The sequence below is a fragment of the Nocardiopsis sp. ATB16-24 genome (genome assembly GCF_030271535.1).
Taxonomy (GTDB): domain Bacteria; phylum Actinomycetota; class Actinomycetes; order Streptosporangiales; family Streptosporangiaceae; genus Nocardiopsis.
The window spans coordinates 41,790-60,618 of the sequence record NZ_JASCXJ010000023.1; the positions used below are offsets into that span (position 1 = coordinate 41,790).

At 69.5% G+C, this 18,829-nt stretch carries 14 protein-coding genes and 1 pseudogene; 8 read left to right on the forward strand and 7 right to left on the reverse strand.

Annotated elements, in window-relative coordinates:
• Positions 1 to 708, reverse strand: coding sequence for a response regulator (locus PFX91_RS20440; protein ID WP_285734303.1), 708 nt, complete (start codon positions 706 to 708; stop codon positions 1 to 3).
• Between the two features lie 38 nt (positions 709 to 746).
• Entirely contained in the window at positions 747 to 1,583 is an 837-nt protein-coding gene (locus tag PFX91_RS20445; RefSeq protein ID WP_285734304.1) for a RecB family exonuclease, read from the reverse strand.
• Positions 1,584 to 1,751: 168 nt separating this feature from the next.
• Between PFX91_RS20445 and PFX91_RS20450 the strand changes: the two genes are divergently transcribed.
• On the forward strand, positions 1,752 to 2,843 hold the full coding sequence (locus PFX91_RS20450; RefSeq protein WP_285734354.1) for a site-2 protease family protein: 1,092 nt from the start codon (positions 1,752 to 1,754) through the stop codon (positions 2,841 to 2,843).
• Between the two features lie 13 nt (positions 2,844 to 2,856).
• Here the strand turns inward: PFX91_RS20450 and PFX91_RS20455 are convergent, their stop codons facing one another.
• Together PFX91_RS20455 and PFX91_RS20460 are read right to left on the reverse strand one after the other, a co-directional pair.
• A complete protein-coding gene (locus PFX91_RS20455; protein ID WP_285734305.1) occupies positions 2,857 to 3,330 on the reverse strand; it encodes a DNA-processing protein DprA in 474 nt (157 codons plus the stop codon).
• 32 nt (positions 3,331 to 3,362) lie between these two features.
• A complete protein-coding gene (locus tag PFX91_RS20460) occupies positions 3,363 to 4,685 on the reverse strand; it encodes a helix-turn-helix domain-containing protein (protein ID WP_502888345.1) in 1,323 nt (440 codons plus the stop codon).
• Between the two features lie 152 nt (positions 4,686 to 4,837).
• Between PFX91_RS20460 and PFX91_RS20465 the strand changes: the two genes are divergently transcribed.
• Positions 4,838 to 5,203: a hypothetical protein gene (locus PFX91_RS20465; RefSeq protein WP_285734306.1), complete on the forward strand. Its 366-nt coding sequence runs from the start codon at positions 4,838 to 4,840 to the stop codon at positions 5,201 to 5,203.
• A gap of 61 nt (positions 5,204 to 5,264) precedes the next feature.
• On the opposite strand, the gene ppgK is transcribed toward PFX91_RS20465, so the two are convergent.
• Positions 5,265 to 6,029 (reverse strand): polyphosphate--glucose phosphotransferase, encoded by a 765-nt coding sequence (gene ppgK / locus PFX91_RS20470; RefSeq protein ID WP_285734307.1) that lies wholly within the window; start codon positions 6,027 to 6,029, stop codon positions 5,265 to 5,267.
• 287 nt (positions 6,030 to 6,316) lie between these two features.
• On the opposite strand from ppgK, the gene PFX91_RS20475 reads away from it, so the two are divergent.
• The 3 genes from PFX91_RS20475 to dop all read left to right on the forward strand — a co-directional run bounded on the left by PFX91_RS20475 (position 6,317) and on the right by dop (position 11,042).
• Entirely contained in the window at positions 6,317 to 7,243 is a 927-nt protein-coding gene (locus tag PFX91_RS20475; protein ID WP_285734308.1) for a tRNA (adenine-N1)-methyltransferase, read from the forward strand.
• A gap of 363 nt (positions 7,244 to 7,606) precedes the next feature.
• A complete protein-coding gene (arc, locus tag PFX91_RS20480; protein WP_285734309.1) occupies positions 7,607 to 9,376 on the forward strand; it encodes a proteasome ATPase in 1,770 nt (589 codons plus the stop codon).
• A gap of 148 nt (positions 9,377 to 9,524) precedes the next feature.
• Positions 9,525 to 11,042 (forward strand): depupylase/deamidase Dop, encoded by a 1,518-nt coding sequence (gene dop / locus PFX91_RS20485; RefSeq protein WP_352231708.1) that lies wholly within the window; start codon positions 9,525 to 9,527, stop codon positions 11,040 to 11,042.
• A 51-nt stretch (positions 11,043 to 11,093) separates the two neighbouring features.
• Here dop and PFX91_RS20490 read toward each other — a convergent pair whose 3' ends face one another.
• Positions 11,094 to 12,605, reverse strand: coding sequence for a PucR family transcriptional regulator (locus PFX91_RS20490; protein WP_285734360.1), 1,512 nt, complete (start codon positions 12,603 to 12,605; stop codon positions 11,094 to 11,096).
• 192 nt (positions 12,606 to 12,797) lie between these two features.
• Here PFX91_RS20490 and PFX91_RS20495 point away from each other — a divergent pair.
• A pseudogene (locus tag PFX91_RS20495) lies at positions 12,798 to 14,100 on the forward strand (MFS transporter).
• Positions 14,101 to 14,166: 66 nt separating this feature from the next.
• Positions 14,167 to 15,780 (forward strand): amidohydrolase, encoded by a 1,614-nt coding sequence (locus tag PFX91_RS20500; RefSeq protein ID WP_285734310.1) that lies wholly within the window; start codon positions 14,167 to 14,169, stop codon positions 15,778 to 15,780.
• Positions 15,781 to 15,870: 90 nt separating this feature from the next.
• Here the strand turns inward: PFX91_RS20500 and PFX91_RS20505 are convergent, their stop codons facing one another.
• The gene (locus tag PFX91_RS20505; protein ID WP_285734311.1) at positions 15,871 to 17,034 is read right to left on the reverse strand and encodes a S1 family peptidase; all 1,164 of its coding nucleotides are present in this window, start codon (positions 17,032 to 17,034) and stop codon (positions 15,871 to 15,873) included.
• Positions 17,035 to 18,503: 1,469 nt separating this feature from the next.
• On the opposite strand from PFX91_RS20505, the gene PFX91_RS20510 reads away from it, so the two are divergent.
• On the forward strand, positions 18,504 to 18,707 hold the full coding sequence (locus PFX91_RS20510; RefSeq protein WP_285734312.1) for a ubiquitin-like protein Pup: 204 nt from the start codon (positions 18,504 to 18,506) through the stop codon (positions 18,705 to 18,707).
• Positions 18,708 to 18,829: the final 122 nt, after the last annotated feature.

Sequence of the window (18,829 nt, forward strand, 5' to 3'; positions counted from 1 at the left end):
TCACGGGTAAAGGGGAGCGCCACCGGCTCCGCCGTGCTCGCCCGGGCGCACCAGTCCGCTCTCGTAGGCGTACACCACGGCCTGGACCCGATCGCGTAGCCCCAGCTTGGAGAGGATGCTGCCCACGTGTGACTTGACGGTGGCCTCTCCCAGCACCAGGTGGGCGGCGATCTCGGCGTTGGACCATCCGCGTGCGAGCAGTCCCAGAACCTCGCGCTCGCGGGTGCTGAGCGGGCTCCGCCCGGCCTCGGTGTCGGTGGGACCGTCGGACAGAAGGGGGGCGAAGCGGTCCAGCAGACGGCGCAGGACCGGCGGGGAGATGCTCGCGCCTCCGGCCGCGACCACCTCGACGGCGGTGATCAGTTCGGCGGGCGGGGCGTCCTTGAGCAGGAAGCCGGTGGCGCCCGCGTGCAGCATCCCGATCGCGTACTCGTCCAGATCGAAGGTGGTCAGCCCCAGGACCCGGATCCGATGCCCCTGGGAACGCGCCCACGACAGGATCCGCCCGGTGGCCTCGATCCCGTCGGTTCCGACCATGCGCACGTCCATCAGGACGACGTCGGGGAGCAGGGCGCGGACCGAGCGGACCGCCTCGCGACCGTCGGAGGCCTCACCCACCACGGACAGGTGGGGAGAGGACTCCAGGATCATGCGGAAACCGGCGCGGACGAGGGGCTGGTCGTCGACCAGCAGTACTGAGACGGGCACGAGGGTGATTGTGCCGTATCGGGGACGCGGGCCGAAGATCAGTGCGTGGTGTTCGGGCGGGAGGAGCCGGCCTTGAGGACGGGCAGGGGCGGCGGGGTCCCACCGAACTCCGGGCACAGCGCCTGGTGTTCGCACCAGTCGCACAACCTGCTCTTCCTGGGCCGCCAGATCCCCGTACGGCCGGCCGTCTCGATCTGCGCCCAGATGTCGGAGATCTCGGCCTCGGCCGCGCGCAGTTCGTCCTCGGTGGGGTCGTACCAGCGCACCGCACCGTCACCGCCCAGGTAGACGAGTTGGAGACGGGTGGGGACGACACCGAGATCGCGCCAGATCATCACCGCGTAGAAGAAGATCTGGAGGCGGTCCTTGTCCTCGAAACGAGGAAGGGGCGACTTGCCGGTCTTGTAGTCCACGATCCGGATCTGTCCGGAGGGCGAGACGTCGAGCCGGTCCACGTAGCCGCGCAGACGCAGGCCGGTGGGGAGGGACACCTGTAGGCGCATCTCGCGGTCGCGGGGTTCCAGGGTGGTGGGGTTCTCCAGGTCGAAGTAGCGTCGGACCAGGGCACGGGCCGACTCCAACCAGGTGCCGAGTTCCTCCTCATCGGCGAAGAGTTCCACCAGTTCGGGTCTGCGTTCGCTCAGCCTCTTCCACTGGGGATCGACGAGGCCGCGGGCGTTGTGGGGGGTGCGTGCCTCGGCGGGCAGTTCGTAGAGGCGTTCCAGACAGGCGTGGACGAGGGTGCCGCGCAGGGCCGCGGTGCTGGGCTTCTCGGGCAGCCGGTCGATGGCGCGGAAGCGGAACAGCAGCGGACATTGCAGGAAGTCGCCCGCCCGGGAGGGGGAGAGGGCCGACGGTAGGAGCGCGGTGGTCATAGGAGGAGCCTATGAGACGGGAGTGGTGCGTGAAAGCGGATCGTGGGCGCTCCTGGGATGTGGCGGACCGGGGACGTCCTCAGGGCCCGTCGGCCGTAGGCTGAGGGTGTGACGACCGAGAGTGACGCATCCGCACCGAGGCCCGGTGACCGTTCCAGCACGGGGCTGTTGATCGGACGCCCCTTCGGGGTCCCCGTCTACGTGACATCCTCGTGGTTGATCGTGGCCGTGCTGATCACCCTGGTCTACGGGGGTGTGGTGCAGGGCCGACTGGCGTTGGGACCCTGGTCCTACCTGCTGGCGTTCCTCTTCGCGGTCCTGCTCTACGTCTCGGTCCTGGTGCACGAGCTCGCCCACGCGGTGGTCGCGCGCATGTACGGTCTGCCGGTGCGGCGCATCGTGCTGTACGTGCTGGGCGGTGTCTCCGAGATCGAACGTGAGGCGCCCACACCGGGGCGTGAGTTCTGGATCGCCTTCGCGGGGCCGCTGTTCTCCCTTCTTCTGGCGGCCGGCGGTTTCGGGGCGTACCTGTTCGCCGACCCGCGCAGCGTCGTGGGCGAGCTGTTGTTCCAGTTGTGGGTCGCCAACCTTCTGGTGGGCGTGTTCAACCTGTTGCCCGGTCTTCCTCTGGACGGTGGGCGGTTGCTGCGCGCGGGGGTGTGGAAGGCGACCGGCAGGCCCTTCGTGGGGAGCGTGGTCGCGGCCTGGGGCGGCAGAGTCCTGGCCCTGGTGGTGGTGGCGTTGCCGTTCCTGCTCACGTGGTCGGCGGGCGGGCGATTGAGTCCGTGGGCCGTGGTGTGGGGCCTGGTCCTGGGCGGTTTCATGTGGATGGGCGCCACGGACGCGCTGCGCACGGCACGGGTGCGTGAGCGGGTTCCGGAGCTGCGCGCGCGTGCTCTGGCCCGTAGGGCGGTGATGGTGCCGGCCGACACCCCGCTGGCGGAGGCCGAGCGCCGTGCGGGGGAGTCGGGCGTGACCGAGGTCGTGGTGACCGACTCCGACGGCACGGCCCTGGCGATCGTGCACCCGACGGCGGCCGGGGCCCTTCCCCGGGAGCGCCGGCCGTGGGTCCCGGTGTCGAGCGTGGCCCGTGCGGTGACGGAGCACTCCGTGGTCTCGGCGGAGATGGAGGGGGAGGAGCTGTTGGGGGCCCTCACCGTGCACCCGCTGCCCGAGTACCTGGTGGTGGAGGAGGACGGACGGGTGCACGGGGTGCTGCGGGCCGTGGACGTCAACGCCGCCATGTCGGGCCGCGGCTGAGCGGCGGCTCCGGTCAGCGATGGGCTCCTTGGGGCCACAGCACCGACACGGGGCGGTGGAGCGCTCGTGCGTAGGCGACCACGTCCGCGGTACCGCCCGGTCCCCGTGCCGGCAGCCCGTCCCAGACGGCCACGAGCTGATCGCAACGCCGCACGAGCAGTCTCCCGGCCGCCATGTGCGCCTGGGAGGTGGACTCGGTGTGCGGCAGTTCGTGCACCAGGACGGCCCGGCGCAGGAGGCGGTCGTAGACGGGACGGTGCTCCTCGGGAAGGGCCTCCCGGTAGCGGGTCGCGGGGATGATCACCTCCAGTGGCGCCCCGGCCTCGACGACGGCCTCGGCGAAGACCGCGTCGGCGCCGTCGGCCAGGCAGGACAGGCCGACCATCTCACAGCCGTAGGGCTTGAGGTGGGCGCTGACCATCTCGGTGACGGTGCTGTGCAGTCGCGGGGTCAGAGCACGGTGGCCGGTGACTCCGATGCGGATCACGAAACCTCCCTGTTGTTCGTTTCGTGGCTTCTCTACCCGGAAGCAGGGATACCGGAGACCAGGGACAGAAGTCGGTCGTCCAGGTCGGCCACACAGCGTGCGGGGGGACCCGCGTAGCGGCGACGGAAGGACCGTACGCGTCCGATGACGCGTTCGGACCTGAACCGGATCCCGGTGCTCAGCGCCTCGTGTGCCAACCGGAACGCCTCGTCCACATCACCGGCGTCGGCGTGCGCCGACGCCAGCTCCACCTGGAGGACGGCGGACTGTTTGGGGTTGACCGCCCGAGGTGCGAGGGCTTCGGCGAAGGCCCGGCGCGCCTGGTGCGGCCGGCGCAGACGTACGTCCACCAGGGCACGGTAACCGGCCACCTTGGCCTGGTCGAAGGCGAAGACCCATGGCCAGGGCGGTGCGGTGTTGCTCGACCTGGCCGCCTCCCTCTCGGCCTGGTCGAGGGCGTGGACGGCGGCGGAGCGATCGCCCGTCCCCGCATGGGCCAGGGCGCCGACACAGGCGAGCCAGGCGCGGGCCGTGGGATGGGCGGAGGGGCCGAGGACGTGCTGGGCCTCCTGGACCAGGCCGAGGCCCAGATGGGGATCCTCCGCCGTGTCGGCCTCGAAGGCGGCCAGGGAGCCCAACATGTACACGTCCAGGAGGCGCACGCCCGCCTGGCGTGCCCGGTTCACGGCCGTGCGGTAGTGCGCGCGGGCCGATCCCATGTCGCCCTGGTCGGCGTACAGCCACGCGGTGAACCCCGATGCCTCGCTCGCGGCGGCGCTGAGTTCCGAACTGAACGCGGTCCCGTGCGCCTGCTTGAGCATGTGCTCGCACAGATGCACGTGCGCCACCGCGCTGGGCAGAAGATGGGAGGAGCAGGAGCCGGCGTCCATGCGACGCTGGCCACCGGTGATCGCGCGTAGGGCGTGGGCGGTGGTGACGTCGACCGGGCGGTGGTCGGCGTCGGGCGTCCCTCCGGGCGTGGTCGCGGGAGCGGCGGTGAGCAGGGCGCCCGTGGCGACCACGCGGGCGAAGTCGCGGCGTCTCGTGGTGTTCACCCCCCTCGCGGCGGGAGCGGCCCGGGCCGGGGCCCCGCCGAAGCGCAACAGGTGCAGCGGAATGTCCAACCGTTCGGCGAGGTCGCGCACCTGGTCGATGGTCAGTGACTGCTGTCCGTTGACCACGCGTGAGACCCAACTCTGGGAGTAGTCGATCGCGCGGGCGAGGTCGCCCTGGGACCAACCGCGTGCGGCGCGCACCCCCTCGAGCACCGCCGCCATGTCACAGGTGGCCAGCGCTTGGGCTATGCGAGGCCGCGTCCACAGGTCCACGGGAGGACCGCCGTCTGGTTGGGGCATGAGCTTAGGTTAGGGACTGTCGGTGGGTCTTGGGGGCTATATGGGAGAAAGAAGGCCCTATGCGGGATCGGCATAGGCCTCTTCGTCCACACTCTCGATACGGCAGAGTACAAGGGTCGTTGGTCCCGGTAGTGCCTGGGAGGGAAAGCCCCGTGACCATTGAGACCCCGCCCGCGGGGAGTCCGAGCCCGAGGCGGAACCCGGCTCGGGCCGAGACGGAGAGTCGGGGAGAGTCGACCGGCCTGGTCCTGCGCGGACTGGCGACCGAGCTGCGTGCGCGAGGGTGGGAGGTCCGTGAGGACGGAGCGCGCGGAGCGGTCGACGTGGGACCTCGGTCCCACTCCCAGCAGGTCCTGCTGCGTCCGCACCGCGGGGACCTGTGGTGGTGGATGCGCTGGCCCCCGAAGGAGGGGATGCCCCCGGCGCTGGCGGGGGTACCGATCTCACCGGTCACCCGAACCGCCGACGCCGCACGGCGGGTCGTGGGCGCGCTGGCGATGTCCGTCGACCGGACCTGAGCGAGCACGGGCACGGGGCCTGAAGGCCCCTCCTCGGAACGCCCCGTGCCGGTGGAGCGCCTCAGATCGACTCCTGCTCCGCCGCGGCCAGGGCGGCGCCGACGATTCCGGCGGTGTTGCGCAACTCGGCGGCCACGATGGGGGTTCGGATGTCCAACAACGGAAGGAACCGGTGCCCCTGCCGGCTCACCCCGCCGCCGACCACGATCAGGTTCGGCCACAGCAGGTCCTCCACCACGCGGTAGTAACGTTGCAGGCGCTCGGTCGCCCACTCCTCGTAGGACAGGCCCTCCCTGTTCTTGGCCGCCGCCGAGGCACGGGTCTCGGCGTCGTGGCCGTCGACCTCCAGGTGTCCGAACTCGGTGTTGGGCACCAGTCTTCCGTTCACCAACAGGGCACTGCCGATCCCCGTGCCCAGAGTGGTCACCAACACCACCCCCGGGACCCCCTTCGCGGCGCCGCGGCGACTCTCGGCCACGCCCGCGGCGTCGGCGTCGTTGAGGACGCGCACCGGTCGGCCGACCGCCTCACTGAACAACACCCGCGCGTCGGTGCCGATCCAGTGCTTGTCCAGGTTGGCCGAGGTGCGCACCACGCCCTGCTGGACCACACCGGGGAAGGTGACGCCCACCGGTGCCTTCGAGGCCTCGGGGAAGTACTCGGCGATCTCACGCACGATCGCGGCCACCGTGTCGAGTGTGGAGTGCTCGGGGGTGAGGATCTTCTTGCGTTCCTTGAGGAAGTCGCCGGTGGCCAGGTCGACGGGCGCTCCCTTGATCCCGCTGCCGCCGATGTCGATTCCCAACCCCGTGGTCAACTGTGACATGCGTGATCGTCTCCCGTGGTCCTCGTGCGGTGGGTGGTGCGGTGCGTGAGCGCGATCGCGGCCCCGCAGCCGATACTGCCCCGGGAAGCGGTTTTTCGCACGCGCCACCCTCGTCCCGGGTGATGCCCGGGTCCGATCCGCCGCCCCACTGCCGGTCTTCGCCCGCCCCCTCGGCCGTGTCGTGTCCTTTCCCGGCCCTTCCGACCCGTTCGTTACGGCCTGCGGGGGCCGATACGCTGGACGACCGTTCTGCCAGGCAAGTGCGACGTGGGAAGACGAGAACGACGTTGACCGGTATCCATGGCCGCCGCGGCCCCTTCACCGACGGCGACACCGTGCAGTTGACCGACCCCAAGGGGCGGATGCACACGATCACACTGCGCGAGGGCGGTGCCTTCCACTCGCACAAGGGCAAGGTGGAGCACGACGACCTCATCGGGCGGCCCGAGGGCAGCGTGGTCCGTTCCAACACCGGTACGGACTACGTGGCGCTGCGTCCCCTGCTCATCGACTACACCCTGTCGATGAAGAGGGGCGCGACCATCGTCTATCCCAAGGACGCGGCACAGATCCTGGTGGAGGCCGACATCTTCCCCGGCGCACGCGTGGTGGAGGCCGGCGCCGGATCGGGTGCCATGTCCAACTGGCTGCTGCGCGCGGTCGGCGAGCACGGCATGGTGCACTCCTATGAGCGCCGTGCCGACTTCGCCGAGATCGCCCGTAAGAACGTCGAGCGTTTCCACGGCGGTCCGCACCCGGCCTGGAGGCTCACGGTGGGCGATCTGGTGGAGGAGTTGGACGAGACCGACGTCGACCGTGTGTTCCTGGACATGCTCGCCCCCTGGGAATGCCTGGACGCGGTCGCCCGGGCCCTGATCCCGGGCGGTCTGCTGTGCTGTTACGTCGCCACCACCACCCAGCTGTCGCGTGTGGTGGAGGATCTGCGCGAGGACGCCCGTTTCTACGAGCCGCGCTCGTGGGAGACCATGCTGCGCACCTGGCACGTGGAGGGGCTGGCCGTGCGACCCGACCACCGCATGATCGGGCACACCGGGTTCCTGGTGGTCGCGCGGCGCCTGGCCGACGGGATCGAGGCCCCCGAGCGGCGTCGGCGCCCGGCCAAGGGCGCCTACGGCAAGGACTTCGTCGCCACGCGTGAGCGGGGCGGCGGCGACGCCCCGCAGGAGACCGAGTCCCCCGGTCCGCAGGGCTGACGCTCCGACGGAGGCGCTCTGGGAGGCGGCCCGCCCGCGGACCCCTCCGAGGGCGCCCGTGCACGCCCGCGCCCCGACCGCCGCCGGCGCGGTGCGGACAGGCAGGCGGGGCACCGAACGTCCAGAGGGTTTCCGCCCGCGCGGGCAGGCCCGCTGACGTGCGCCGGAAGGTCGCGCGAGCGCGCGAAAAGCTTGCCCGAGGCCGGACCCGGAGGTTACTTTCTCATTACGTCGGGTCCCTCGCTAGCACCCTGACCTGTGGTGACGCAAGACCTGAAAATGAGGCCTACGACACTCGTCCGCCTCAGGAGGTTAGGAAATGGGCGGGGGTAGGTAGGCTCCGATGTAGTTCCTCATAGGGAGGTGGCGGACGTGGCCGAGCGCGACGATGAGCGTCAGAGCGACCAGGACCGTGAAGTCGCAGAACTCAGGGCCCAGGTCTCCTACATGGAGAAGGAACTCAGCGTGGTGCGACGCAAACTCGCTGACTCTCCCCGGCATGTACGCCTTTTGGAAGAGCGTCTGCGCGAGGCGCAGGCCGACCTTGCCGCGGCCAACGGACAGAACGAACGGCTCGTCTCCACTTTGAAGGAGGCGCGTGAGCAGATCCTCGCGCTCAAGGAGGAGGTCGACCGGCTGGCCCAACCGCCGTCCGGTTTCGGTGTCTACCTCGGCTCGCGCGAGGACGAGACCGTCGAGATCTTCACCAACGGCCGCAAGATGCGGGTCAACGTCAGTCCTTCACTGGACCTGGACGGCCTGCGTCCGGGGCAGGAGGTCATGCTCAACGAGGCCTTCAACGTGGTGGGGGCGGAGTCCTTCGAGACCGTCGGTGAGGTCGTCATGCTCAAGGAGATCCTTGAGGACGGCGAACGTGCCCTGGTGATCTCCCACCACGACGAGGAGCGGATCGTCCGGCTGGCCGAACCGCTGCGCGACGAGCCGATCCGCCCCGGCGACTCGCTGCTGCTGGAGCCCCGGTCCGGATACGTCTACGAGCGTATTCCCAAGTCCGAGGTCGAAGAGCTCATCCTCGAGGAGGTGCCCGACATCTCCTACACCGATATCGGTGGTCTGGCCGGGCAGATCGAGATGATCCGCGACGCCGTCGAGCTGCCCTATCTGCACAAGGACCTGTTCTACGAGCACCAGCTGCGTCCGCCCAAGGGCGTGCTGCTCTACGGACCCCCCGGATGCGGTAAGACGCTCATCGCCAAGGCGGTCGCCAACTCGCTGGCCAAGCAGGTGGCCGAGCGGACCGGCCGTGACGTCGGCAAGAGCTTCTTCCTCAACATCAAGGGTCCGGAGCTGCTCAACAAGTACGTGGGCGAGACCGAGCGTCACATCCGCCTGGTCTTCCAACGGGCGAGGGAGAAGGCGTCCGAGGGCACCCCGGTCATCGTCTTCTTCGACGAGATGGACTCGATCTTCCGTACCCGTGGTTCGGGTGTGTCCTCCGACGTGGAGAACACGATCGTTCCGCAGCTGCTCAGTGAGATCGACGGTGTGGAGGGCTTGGAGAACGTCATCGTCATCGGCGCCTCCAACCGCGAGGACATGATCGACCCGGCGATCCTGCGGCCCGGCCGTCTGGACGTCAAGATCAAGATCGAGCGGCCGGACGCCGAGGCGGCCCGTGACATCTTCGGCAAGTACATCACCGAGGACCTGCCGCTGCACGAGGACGACCTCGCCGAGCACGGCGGTTCCACCAAGGCCACCGTGGACGCGATGATCCAGCGCGTGGTGGAGCGCATGTACACCGAGGACGAGGAGAACCGCTTCCTGGAGGTCACCTACGCCAACGGTGACAAGGAGGTCCTGTACTTCAAGGACTTCAACTCCGGAGCGATGATCGAGAACATCGTCGCACGGGCCAAGAAGATGGCCATCAAGGACTTCATCGACCACAAGTCCAAGGGCATCCGGGTCTCGCACCTGTTGCAGGCCTGCGTCGACGAGTTCAGCGAGAACGAGGACCTGCCCAACACCACCAACCCCGACGACTGGGCGCGGATCTCCGGAAAGAAGGGCGAGAGGATCGTCTACATCCGGACCCTGGTCACGGGCAAGAAGGGCGCGGACTCCGGTCGCAGCATCGACACGGTGCCCAACACCGGTCAGTACCTGTGACGGTATGAGGGGAGGGACCCGCCGAACTCTTCGGCGGGTCCCTCGCCGTGTCGTGCGCCGAAACCGCGCAACGCCCGGGAACACGGCACTTGGGCCACAATTGGCGCGGAAGCGTTCAAGACCGGGCCACGGTGGATAACCTCTCATCATGAGTGTGCGGCGGATTATGGGTATCGAGACCGAGTACGGGATCTCCGTACCAGGCAACCCCGGGGCCAACGCGATGGTCACCTCCACCCAGGTGGTCAACGCCTATCGGGCCGCCTCGGCTGCCCGGGCGAGGCGTGCTCGCTGGGACTTCGAGGAGGAGAACCCGCTACGCGACGCGCGCGGCTTCGACATGGCGCGCGAGACGGCCGACCCCAGTCAGCTCACGGACGAGGACCTGGGGTTGGCCAACGTCATCCTCACCAACGGGGCCCGTCTGTACGTGGACCACGCCCATCCCGAGTACTCGGCGCCGGAGGTCACCAATCCGCGCGACGCGGTGCTGTGGGACAAGGCCGGAGAGCGGGTGATGGCCGACGCGGCCGCGCGGGCGGGTGCCACACCGGGGATCGAACCCATCCAGTTGTACAAGAACAACACCGACAACAAGGGCGCCGCCTACGGCTGCCACGAGAACTACCTGATGAAACGGTCCACGCCGTTCGGTGACATCGTCCGACACCTGATTCCCTTCTTCGTCTCCCGGCAGGTCATCGTCGGCGCGGGCAAGGTCGGCATCGGTTCGGACGGGCAGGGGGCGGGGTTCCAGCTCTCCCAACGCGCCGACTTCTTCGAGGTCGAGGTGGGGCTGGAGACCACCCTGAAGCGTCCCATCATCAACACCCGGGACGAACCGCACGCCGATCCCGACCGTTACCGGCGTCTGCACGTGATCATCGGCGACGCCAACCTGAGCGAGATCTCCACCTACCTCAAGCTGGGCATGACCTCGCTGGTGCTGTCGATGATCGAGGACGGCTTCCTGGAGGCGGACCTGTCCCTGGAGACCCCGGTCGCCGACCTGAGGGCGGTCTCGCACGACCCCGGACTGACCCACCGGGTGCGGCTGCGCGACGGGCGGAGGGTGACCGCCCTGGAGTTGCAGGCGGAGTACCTGGACCAGGCCCGCAAGTACGTCGAGGACCGCTTCGGCACCGATGTGGACCCCGACACCGCCGACGTCCTGGATCGCTGGGAGTCGGTGCTGCGGCGGCTGGGCACGGACCCGATGAGCCTGGCCGACGAGCTGGACTGGGTGGCCAAGCTCAAGGTGCTGGAGAGTTACCGCACCCGGGACGGTCTGGAGTGGTCGCACCCGCGCTTGCAGTTGGTGGACCTGCAGTACTCGGACGTGCGCGCCGACAAGGGGATCTACAACCGGTTGGTGGAACGCGGGCGGATGCGGCGCCTGGTGGACGAGGCGGAGGTGGAACGCGCCGTCACCGAGCCCCCGGAGGACACCCGGGCCTACTTCCGCGGGCGCTGCCTGGCCAAGTACGCCGACGAGGTGGCCGCCGCCTCCTGGGACTCGGTGATCTTCGACCTTCCGGGCCATGACTCCCTACAGCGGGTACCGACCCTGGACCCGCTCCGGGGGACCAAGGAGCACGTGGGAGGCCTGCTGGACGCCTCCGACACGGCGGCCGACCTGGTCTCGGTGCTCACGGGCGGGCACTGACCCACGGGCGGGAGGTCGGGGGTCCCGACCTCCCGTGCCACGTCCGGAGCCTCACGTGTGCCAGCTGCCGTCGTGGCAGCGCATCGGTTCCAGACTCAGGGCGGTCCACAGTTCCAGACGGGTCCGGGGTTCGGACAGTGTGCGGTCCATGACCCGTTCGGCGACGCGCAGTCTCGACCGTAGGGTGTTGCGGTGGATCCGCAGGTCCCGGGCGGTCGCCTCCACCTGGGCGCTGTTGTCCAGGTAGTGGCGCAGGGTGTGGGCCAGTTCGGTGCCGTTGCGCGCGTCGTGGGAACGCAGCCGACCGAGGACGGCCTGGTCGAAGGCGCGCACCCCCTCGTCGGGGACCATGGACCGCAGCAACGACCAGGCGTCGGCCTCGTCCACGTGCCGGTAGCCCTCCGTGGCGACCTGGCGGGCCCGCTCCAGGGCCGAGGGCAGATCGTCGGGATCGCGGGCACCACAGGCACCGGCGGCGCGGGGCCCTGCGGTGAGACCGGACAGGGCCGAGAACAACCGACGCCCCAGACGGGTGCCGCCCGGGTCGGGCAGGACCGCCACCACGTCGTCCTGCACGACGCACAGACCGCTCCTGTGGGCGGCTTCGGTGTCGCCCAGCACCTCGGTCAGCGCGTCCGCCGCGTGGTCCATCGACCGCCGGGCATCGGGACCGCGCAGGCACACCACCTCCCAGGGAGGAGGGGGAAGGGTCAGCGGTGGCCGGGTGCGTCCCGTCAGCGCGGCGAGGAGCACCGGAGCACGTGCGTGGTACAGCGCACGCCGTGTGTCCCGTGAGTGGAGCAGGTCCACCGCGAGCAGCGACGCCGCGTGGTTGGCGAGCATCCGTACGTACGGGGTCACCTCACCGGGACGGCGCAACGCCAACCAACCGAGCGTGTGTCCGCTGGGACCCAGGCTCTGGAGCAGTACGGTCGCCTCACCGTCGGCCAGGAGCGTCATCCCCCGCGGACGTCTCACCAGTGTGGAGCGTACCAACGCGTGCCATGGCGGCTCGGCCTGAGGGAAGGCGATGCTCGTCATCCCGTTACGGTCCGACAGCAGTGACTCTCCCGAGGTGGCCGAGGACAGCTCGCGCATCACCCCGGCCGGCCCCGAACGCAGCGACGCGCGTGCCATCGCGTCCTGGGCGGTGAGCACGTGCTGTTGCTCGCGTGTGCGCTCGGCCGCGTGATGGTCGGCCACGGTCTCCACCACCGCGATGAAGGAGGTCCCTCCCTCCACCCGCAGGATCGGCAGTCCCAGTGCCTCGCCCTCGGCCAGCACCTCGGGCGGGACCTCGCGAACCCACATGTCGATCGCGAAGGCCAGGCCCGCGCATCCGGCTCCGTGCAACCGGCGCACGTAGGCTCGGCGCTCCTCCTCACCCGAACCCAGCCCCAGACCGACGGTCAACACCAGCTCTCCGCCGCGCAGCCAGCGCACCGGATCGGGGAGTTCGGTGACGTGCGCCCACCTGATGGCGCGGTCCAGTCCGGCGTGTCCCGCCGCGATCCGTACCTCCAGGGAGGGGTCGGCGACGATGTCACGGACCGTGATGGTCAACCCCGCCTCCTCCCACGTCGCGCACTGTGCGTTTCGCACCTGTGTAACAGGCTAGGAGGTGCATATCGTCCCAGGCCGAAGAGTCCTTCGGTGTCTACGGTCACAACAGAACGTGAATCATCGGCCGTGGTCATCGGTGCGCCGGCCCCCGGCCCGCGCACCAGGTCCAGTCGAGTGCCCAACGGAGCAGCCATGTCAGAACGGAACGCCCCCACTTCCCCGCACCCGGCTCGTGCGGCGGTGGCGGCCTTCGTGGGAACCACCATCGAGTGGTTCGACTTCTACATCTACGCCACGGCGGCCGGCCTGGTGTTCGGCGTCCTCTTCTTCCCCCCCGGGCACCGACCCCCTGGTCGGCCTGATGGCCTCCTTCGCCACCTTCTCGGTGGGTTTCTTCGCCAGGCCTCTGGGCGGGTTGGTCTTCGGACACTTCGGCGACCGCCTGGGACGTAAGTCGGCCCTGGTCATCACTTTGCTGATGATGGGTGTGGCCACCTTCTGCGTGGGTCTGCTGCCCACCTACGAGCAGATCGGCTTCGTGGCTCCGCTGCTGCTGGTGCTGTTGCGCTTCATCCAGGGCATCGCCGTGGGCGGGGAGTGGGGCGGCGCCGTCCTGATGGCGGTGGAGCACGCTCCGGAGGATCGCAAGACCTTCTACGGCTCCTTCGCCCAACTCGGCAACCCGGCCGGTGCGCTACTGGCCACGGGATCGTTCGGGCTCATCGCGGCCTGGGACACCGACCTGCTCTACAGCTGGGGCTGGCGTCTGCCCTTCCTGGCCTCGATCCTGCTGGTCCTGGTGGGGCTGCTCATCCGTCTGAAGGTGGAGGAGTCCCCGGTCTTCTCCGCGATGCAGGAGAAGCAGGACCTGCCCGAGGAGCTGCCGTTGCGCGAGGCCGTGCGCGGCTCCTGGCGGTCCCTGCTGCTCGGTATCGGCATCCTTCCGGTGGCGGTCGGCGGCTACTACATCGTCACCACCTTCCTCCAGGGCTACGCCGTCACCGACGTCGGCATCAGTGAGCAGGTCATCCTCAACGCGCTGAGCATGGCGGCGTTCGTCGAGCTCGTGGCCACCCCGCTGGTGGCCTGGCTGGCGGACCGCGTCGGGACCGTCCGCGTCGTCGTCGCCGGTCTGGTCGGCGTCATCGTGCTGGCTCTTCCGCAGTTCCTGCTCCTGGACAACGGAAGCACCGCCCTGATCTTCCTGATGCTGGGTCTCATGCGTCTGGTCATGGCCGCCGTCTACGGCCCCATCGCCCGTGTGCTGGCCCAGATGTACCCGCCGCGCACCCGCTACACCAGCATCTCCATCGCCTACCAGGTCGCGGGCGCGATCTTCGGTGGTCTGTCCCCGATCGTGTGCACCGCCCTGCTCGCCGCCACCGGCAGCATCCTGCCCGTGGCCGGACTGCTGATGCTCATGGCCCTGGTCAGCATCGCCTGCCTGGTCAAGGCCCCCTGGTACCGCGACGCCGATCTGGCCACCGCGTCCTGAGACCCCGTCACGGCATCGTCGCCGGACCACCGGACCGGTGTCGGAGCACAGAGGAGGAAAGCACCCGTGTCCAGTCTGCTCATCCACAACGCCAAGGTCCTGACCATGGACGACACCAATCCGCGAGCCGGTGCCGTGGCCGTGCGCGAGGGGCGGGTACGCCTGGCGGGGAGCCTGGAGGACGCCCGTGCCGCCGCCGGCCCCGGGGCCGTGGAGGTGGACGCGGGTGGACGGACCGTCCTGCCCGGGTTCATCGACCCGCACAACCACCTGCTGTCCACCGCCGAGTCCCTGGCCGCCGTCGACGCCGGGTATCCCCGCGTGGCGAGTGCGGCCGACCTGGTCGCCGTCATCGCCGCCGAGGCGGAGCGGACCCCGGCGGGGCAGTGGATCCGGGCCTTCCACATGGACGACGCCAAGTTCCCGGGGGGCCGTCCCACACGGCGTGATCTGGACGAGGCCACCAACGAACATCCGGTGATCGTCTACCACGTCTCCGGTCACCAGGCTGTGGTCAACTCCGCGGCCCTGGTCTGGAGCGGTATCGGTGAGGACGTCTCCGACCCGGCGGGCGGCTCCTTCGTCCGCGACGAGGGAGGACGTCTGACCGGCATGGTCCTGGACTCGGCCATGGAGCTACTGCTGCCCCTGGCCGTGGACATCGGTTGCCACGGACCCAACTTCCACACCGACCTGCCCGCCGAACAGCTCCTGGGGTGGTTGTCGGACGCCGCCGCCCCCTACCTGTCGGCGGGGGTCACCGCCGTGTGCGACCCGCAGGTCTCGGCCCGTGAGCTGCGGGTGTACCGTGCCGCCCGTGCGGCCGGGACCCTGCCGCTGCGCACGTTCGGTATGCCGCTCTCCCACCAGCTGGAGGCGCTCACCTCCGCCGGACTGGCGAGCCCCTTCGGTGACGACTGGCTGCGCCTGACCGGTATGAAGTTCTACTCCGACGGCACCCTGCTGGGCGGAACCGCCAAGTTCAGCGTTCCCTACGGTGAGCACGGCGAGTTCGAGGGCAGCCTCTACCACCACCCCGACCAGCTGGTCGACCTGGTCACGCGTGCGGCCCGGGAGGGCTGGCAGGTGGCCGTTCACACCCAGGGCGACGTCGCCATGGAGAACACCCTGGCGGCCATCGCCTCGGCCGCACGTGTGAGCGGTCCCGACCCGCGTCCGCGGGTGGAGCACTGTGGTTACCCCACTCCGGAGCAGGCCAGGCGTTTCACCGAGTACGGGGTGATCCCCGTCAACCAGCCCAATTTCCTTCATGACAGCGGCGGTGACTTCATGCGACGCCTGGGGGAACGGGCCCACCGACTCCAGCCCATGCGTGAGGAGATCGACCTGGGTCTGCGTCCTGTGCTCTCCAGCGACTCCTTCGTCTCCAGCCTGCGCCCGATGGACACCGTCGCCAACGCGGTGTGCCGTACCACGCGTGAGGGGGAGGCGATCGGCGCCGAGCAGGCGGTCACCCTGCACGAGGCACTGAGGGCCCACACCCTGGACGCCGCCTACTCGCTGGGCGTGGAGGACCGTCTGGGCGCGCTGCGTCCGGGGTACCTGGCCGACGTCGTGGTCCTGGACCAGGACGTGGAGTCCCTGCCCAAGGAGCGACTGCGCGAGGTGAACGCGTGGATGACGGTGCTCGACGGGCGGATCGTCCACCGCGTCGCCTGACCCCGAGGCGGAGCGGAAGGGCGCCCACAGGGGCGTCCCCCGCCCGCGCCAACGCGCGGACGGGGGACGTGTCACAGGGGAAGGGACGGGTCAGCTGGTGCGGATCCGAACGCCCCAGGAGTTCACCATCGGCATGACCTCCTGGTAGTAGGTCGTGCCGCCGGTGCGGCAGTTGCCCGAGCCACCGGAGGTGACGCCCTGGGCCTGCGAACCGGAGATGAAGGAGCCGCCGGAGTCGCCGGGCTCGGCGCACACGTTGGTGCGGGTGAGGCCGTTGACGGTGCCCTGCGGGTAGCGGACCGTCTGGTTGCGGGCCTGGATGGTGCCGCAGTGCCAGCCGGTGGTGGAGCCGGAGCGGCACACCGCCGAGCCGATGGGGGCCTGGGTGGTGCCGGTCACGGCCTGGGTGCCGCCGGAGCTGTAGCGCGACACCAGGTTGCGCAGGGTGAAGTTGGAGGTACCGCGGACGAAGGCGGCGTCGTTACCGGGGAAGACCGAGCGCTCGAAGGTGCCGCGGCCGTTGCCGATGGTGACGGCGGAGCCGACACTGCCGCAGTGGCCCGCGGTCACGAAGCCGGGCTGGCCGGCGCTGTTGGTCGCGGAGAACCCGACCGAGCAGCGGCCGCCGCCGATGTAGTAGGCCACGCCGCCGATGATGTCGGCGTAGACCTGCGGGGCCTGGTCGGTCTCCACGACCTGGACCGCGGAGGCCTCCACCCCGGCTTCGGCGATCAGACCGTCGATGTCGGCGCCGGAGCCCTCCAGCACCTCGATCACGACCGTGTCGCTCTCCACGTCCGGGTACCAGCCCAGCACGCCCTCCTGGACGGAGGCCTCGTTGAGGTCCTCCACCACCTCGGCCAGGCCCTCGGTGCCGTAGGAGACCACGGTGGCCTCGGCGCCGGTGGCCTCCACGGCCTCAACGGCCGCGGTGTCGGTCACCAGGACGGTGAGCTCGTGGGTGTCGGTGTCGAACAGCGAGCCGGCGTAGGCCGCACCGGCGGCCTCGGTGGCCTCGGCGTCGACCTCGAAGGCGGTCTCCTGGGCCTCGAGCAGCGACTCGGCCTCGAACGGGGTCAGGTCGAGGTCGCGCTTGAGCGCGTCCATCATGCCGGCGGCGGCGACGGTGTCGTCGGCGACGGGGTTCTGGGGTACCGGTCCGGGCGCCGCGAGGGCTCCGGGGGCCATGGACAGTGCCAAGCCGAAGGCCAGTGCTCCTGTGCCTACGGCGGAGATAACGGGGGAGGGTCGCATAGGTCCCTAACTCTCCAAGGGGGGAATAGCGGGGGAGGGGAACTTCCGCTCCGGTAGGTGCGAAAAAGCCCCTTTCATGGATCGGAGTTGGTCCGATTCACGAAGTTCACCGATACATCCGGTAAACGATTCCCAACCATAAGTGCACACTTTGGTGGTGGAAAGACCCTCTTGGTGTGGTTCCATTTAGTAGAACAGAGGATCATCCCATGACCCTCTGTATCATGATGGCTACCTGTAGTCGGGGTGCGTGCGACCTTGTGGTTTTCGCAGTCGCCGTGTGACGAACCGAAGTCGGGCGTCGAGCGCAAGGGGTGTTCCGTGGCCGGATGCGGACACGGTACCGAGTACCATTGGTGAGGGTTCGGTCACGCAGGTGTAACCCCAGAGGTCAAGGCTTCCTCTCTGAGGCCTGTGACCGGTTTGCCATGCGCACACTCGTGCGAACTCGTGGCCGGTTCCGGACGTAGGACCCTAGGAGTGGTGTCCCGTGGGCCCGTCGCGTCCAACGCCCTCCCCGAGCGCCGCTTCGCGCGACCCCTTGAACCCCGCGTGCGGGAGCCTCCGTGTCCGAGCGACCCCACAAGCCGAGCGGAGTGCCGTCGAAGGGGCCGGTCCCGCCTCTTCCCCGGCTGGTCCCCAAGGCGGGCGTCCCCGTCCACCGTCATGGGCGGGGACGACGCGGACACCGGGTCGGCCGGTCACGGGGGACGGCCTCCTCGCGGGCCCGGAGGGGGCCGTGGTGTCGGTCGGTGATGGAACCGGAACGGCGCGCCGCCGCTCACGAGTCCCTGTCCCCCTCTGAGGGGGAAGGGGCCCTGAGGTCCGACGCCCGCCGGCGAGGACGTCGGATCTCCGGGGGCGGGGGTCCGCACCCGAGATGGGGTCTTCCGAGACGTTCGCCCAGACGTGCGTCGTCGCGACACCCGACGAACGGCCACACGCCAGGAGTGCGCGCCTGGGACGGGTGAAGGACGAGGGCAGATCGTTCCTTCGGATGATGGGCTGGTCGGACGACCCATCGCACGGGCTCCCGGGGCCTGGGGCGACCATGTGTCTGACCTTGGAGTTCCTCCAGATCAATGTCTCCGATCCACGCGTACACGGAGGGCGCAAGGGGTATCGGATGGCCGGATGCGGTCATCGGTCCCGGGGCGTCCGTCACCTCGTCGATGCGCAGGAGCGGCTCCGAGGATCGGGGTGTGGGCCTGAAGAGACGACGGCGTGCACCGGTGGCCCCGGGCGTACGTCGGCCCGGCTCACCAAGGCACCTCCACCGCGTTCGTCCGACGACGCCGACCATGGACCCTCGGGACACGGGCGCGTGTACGGGAACATGCACGGGCACATGGGGTGATCCGAGGTAACTAGCGAGTATCGGGCCCCGGGAAGGGGGTTGAGCCGCGCGGTGTTGGGCCAAGATAAGGGCGAGAGCCCCGAACGGGAGCCCGAACGGGAGGTAACAGGCTATGGCGACGAAGGATACCGGCGGCCAGAAGCACGCCTCGCGCCGCGACGAGGAGGTCGAGGAGACCGAGGCCTCGGCGGATGTCCAGGACCGTAAGGAACAGCTGGACGAGGACGTGGACGACATCCTCGACGAGATCGACGACGTGCTGGAGAGCAACGCCGAGGACTTCGTCCGGCAGTTCGTGCAAAAGGGCGGTCAGTAGCCGCCGCGCGGCGGTTCGCTGACAGCGCACTTCAGCGCCGTCGGCGCCGCCGCGCACACGACTAGGGTCAATGACGACGGCCGACATGGGCCGCCGTGTGAACAAGGACAACAGGCGCCCCA

What these genes read in the sequence shown, in the direction of transcription:
- PFX91_RS20505 (WP_285734311.1), bottom strand. Translation starts at nt 17,034, where the DNA reads ATGCGACCCTCCCCCGTTATCTCCGCCGTAGGCACAGGAGCACTGGCC.
- dop (WP_352231708.1), top strand. Translation starts at nt 9,525, where the DNA reads ATGAGTGTGCGGCGGATTATGGGTATCGAGACCGAGTACGGGATCTCC.
- PFX91_RS20510 (WP_285734312.1), top strand. Translation starts at nt 18,504, where the DNA reads ATGGCGACGAAGGATACCGGCGGCCAGAAGCACGCCTCGCGCCGCGAC.
- PFX91_RS20445 (WP_285734304.1), bottom strand. Translation starts at nt 1,583, where the DNA reads ATGACCACCGCGCTCCTACCGTCGGCCCTCTCCCCCTCCCGGGCGGGC.
- PFX91_RS20460 (WP_502888345.1), bottom strand. Translation starts at nt 4,685, where the DNA reads ATGCCCCAACCAGACGGCGGTCCTCCCGTGGACCTGTGGACGCGGCCT.
- ppgK (WP_285734307.1), bottom strand. Translation starts at nt 6,029, where the DNA reads ATGTCACAGTTGACCACGGGGTTGGGAATCGACATCGGCGGCAGCGGG.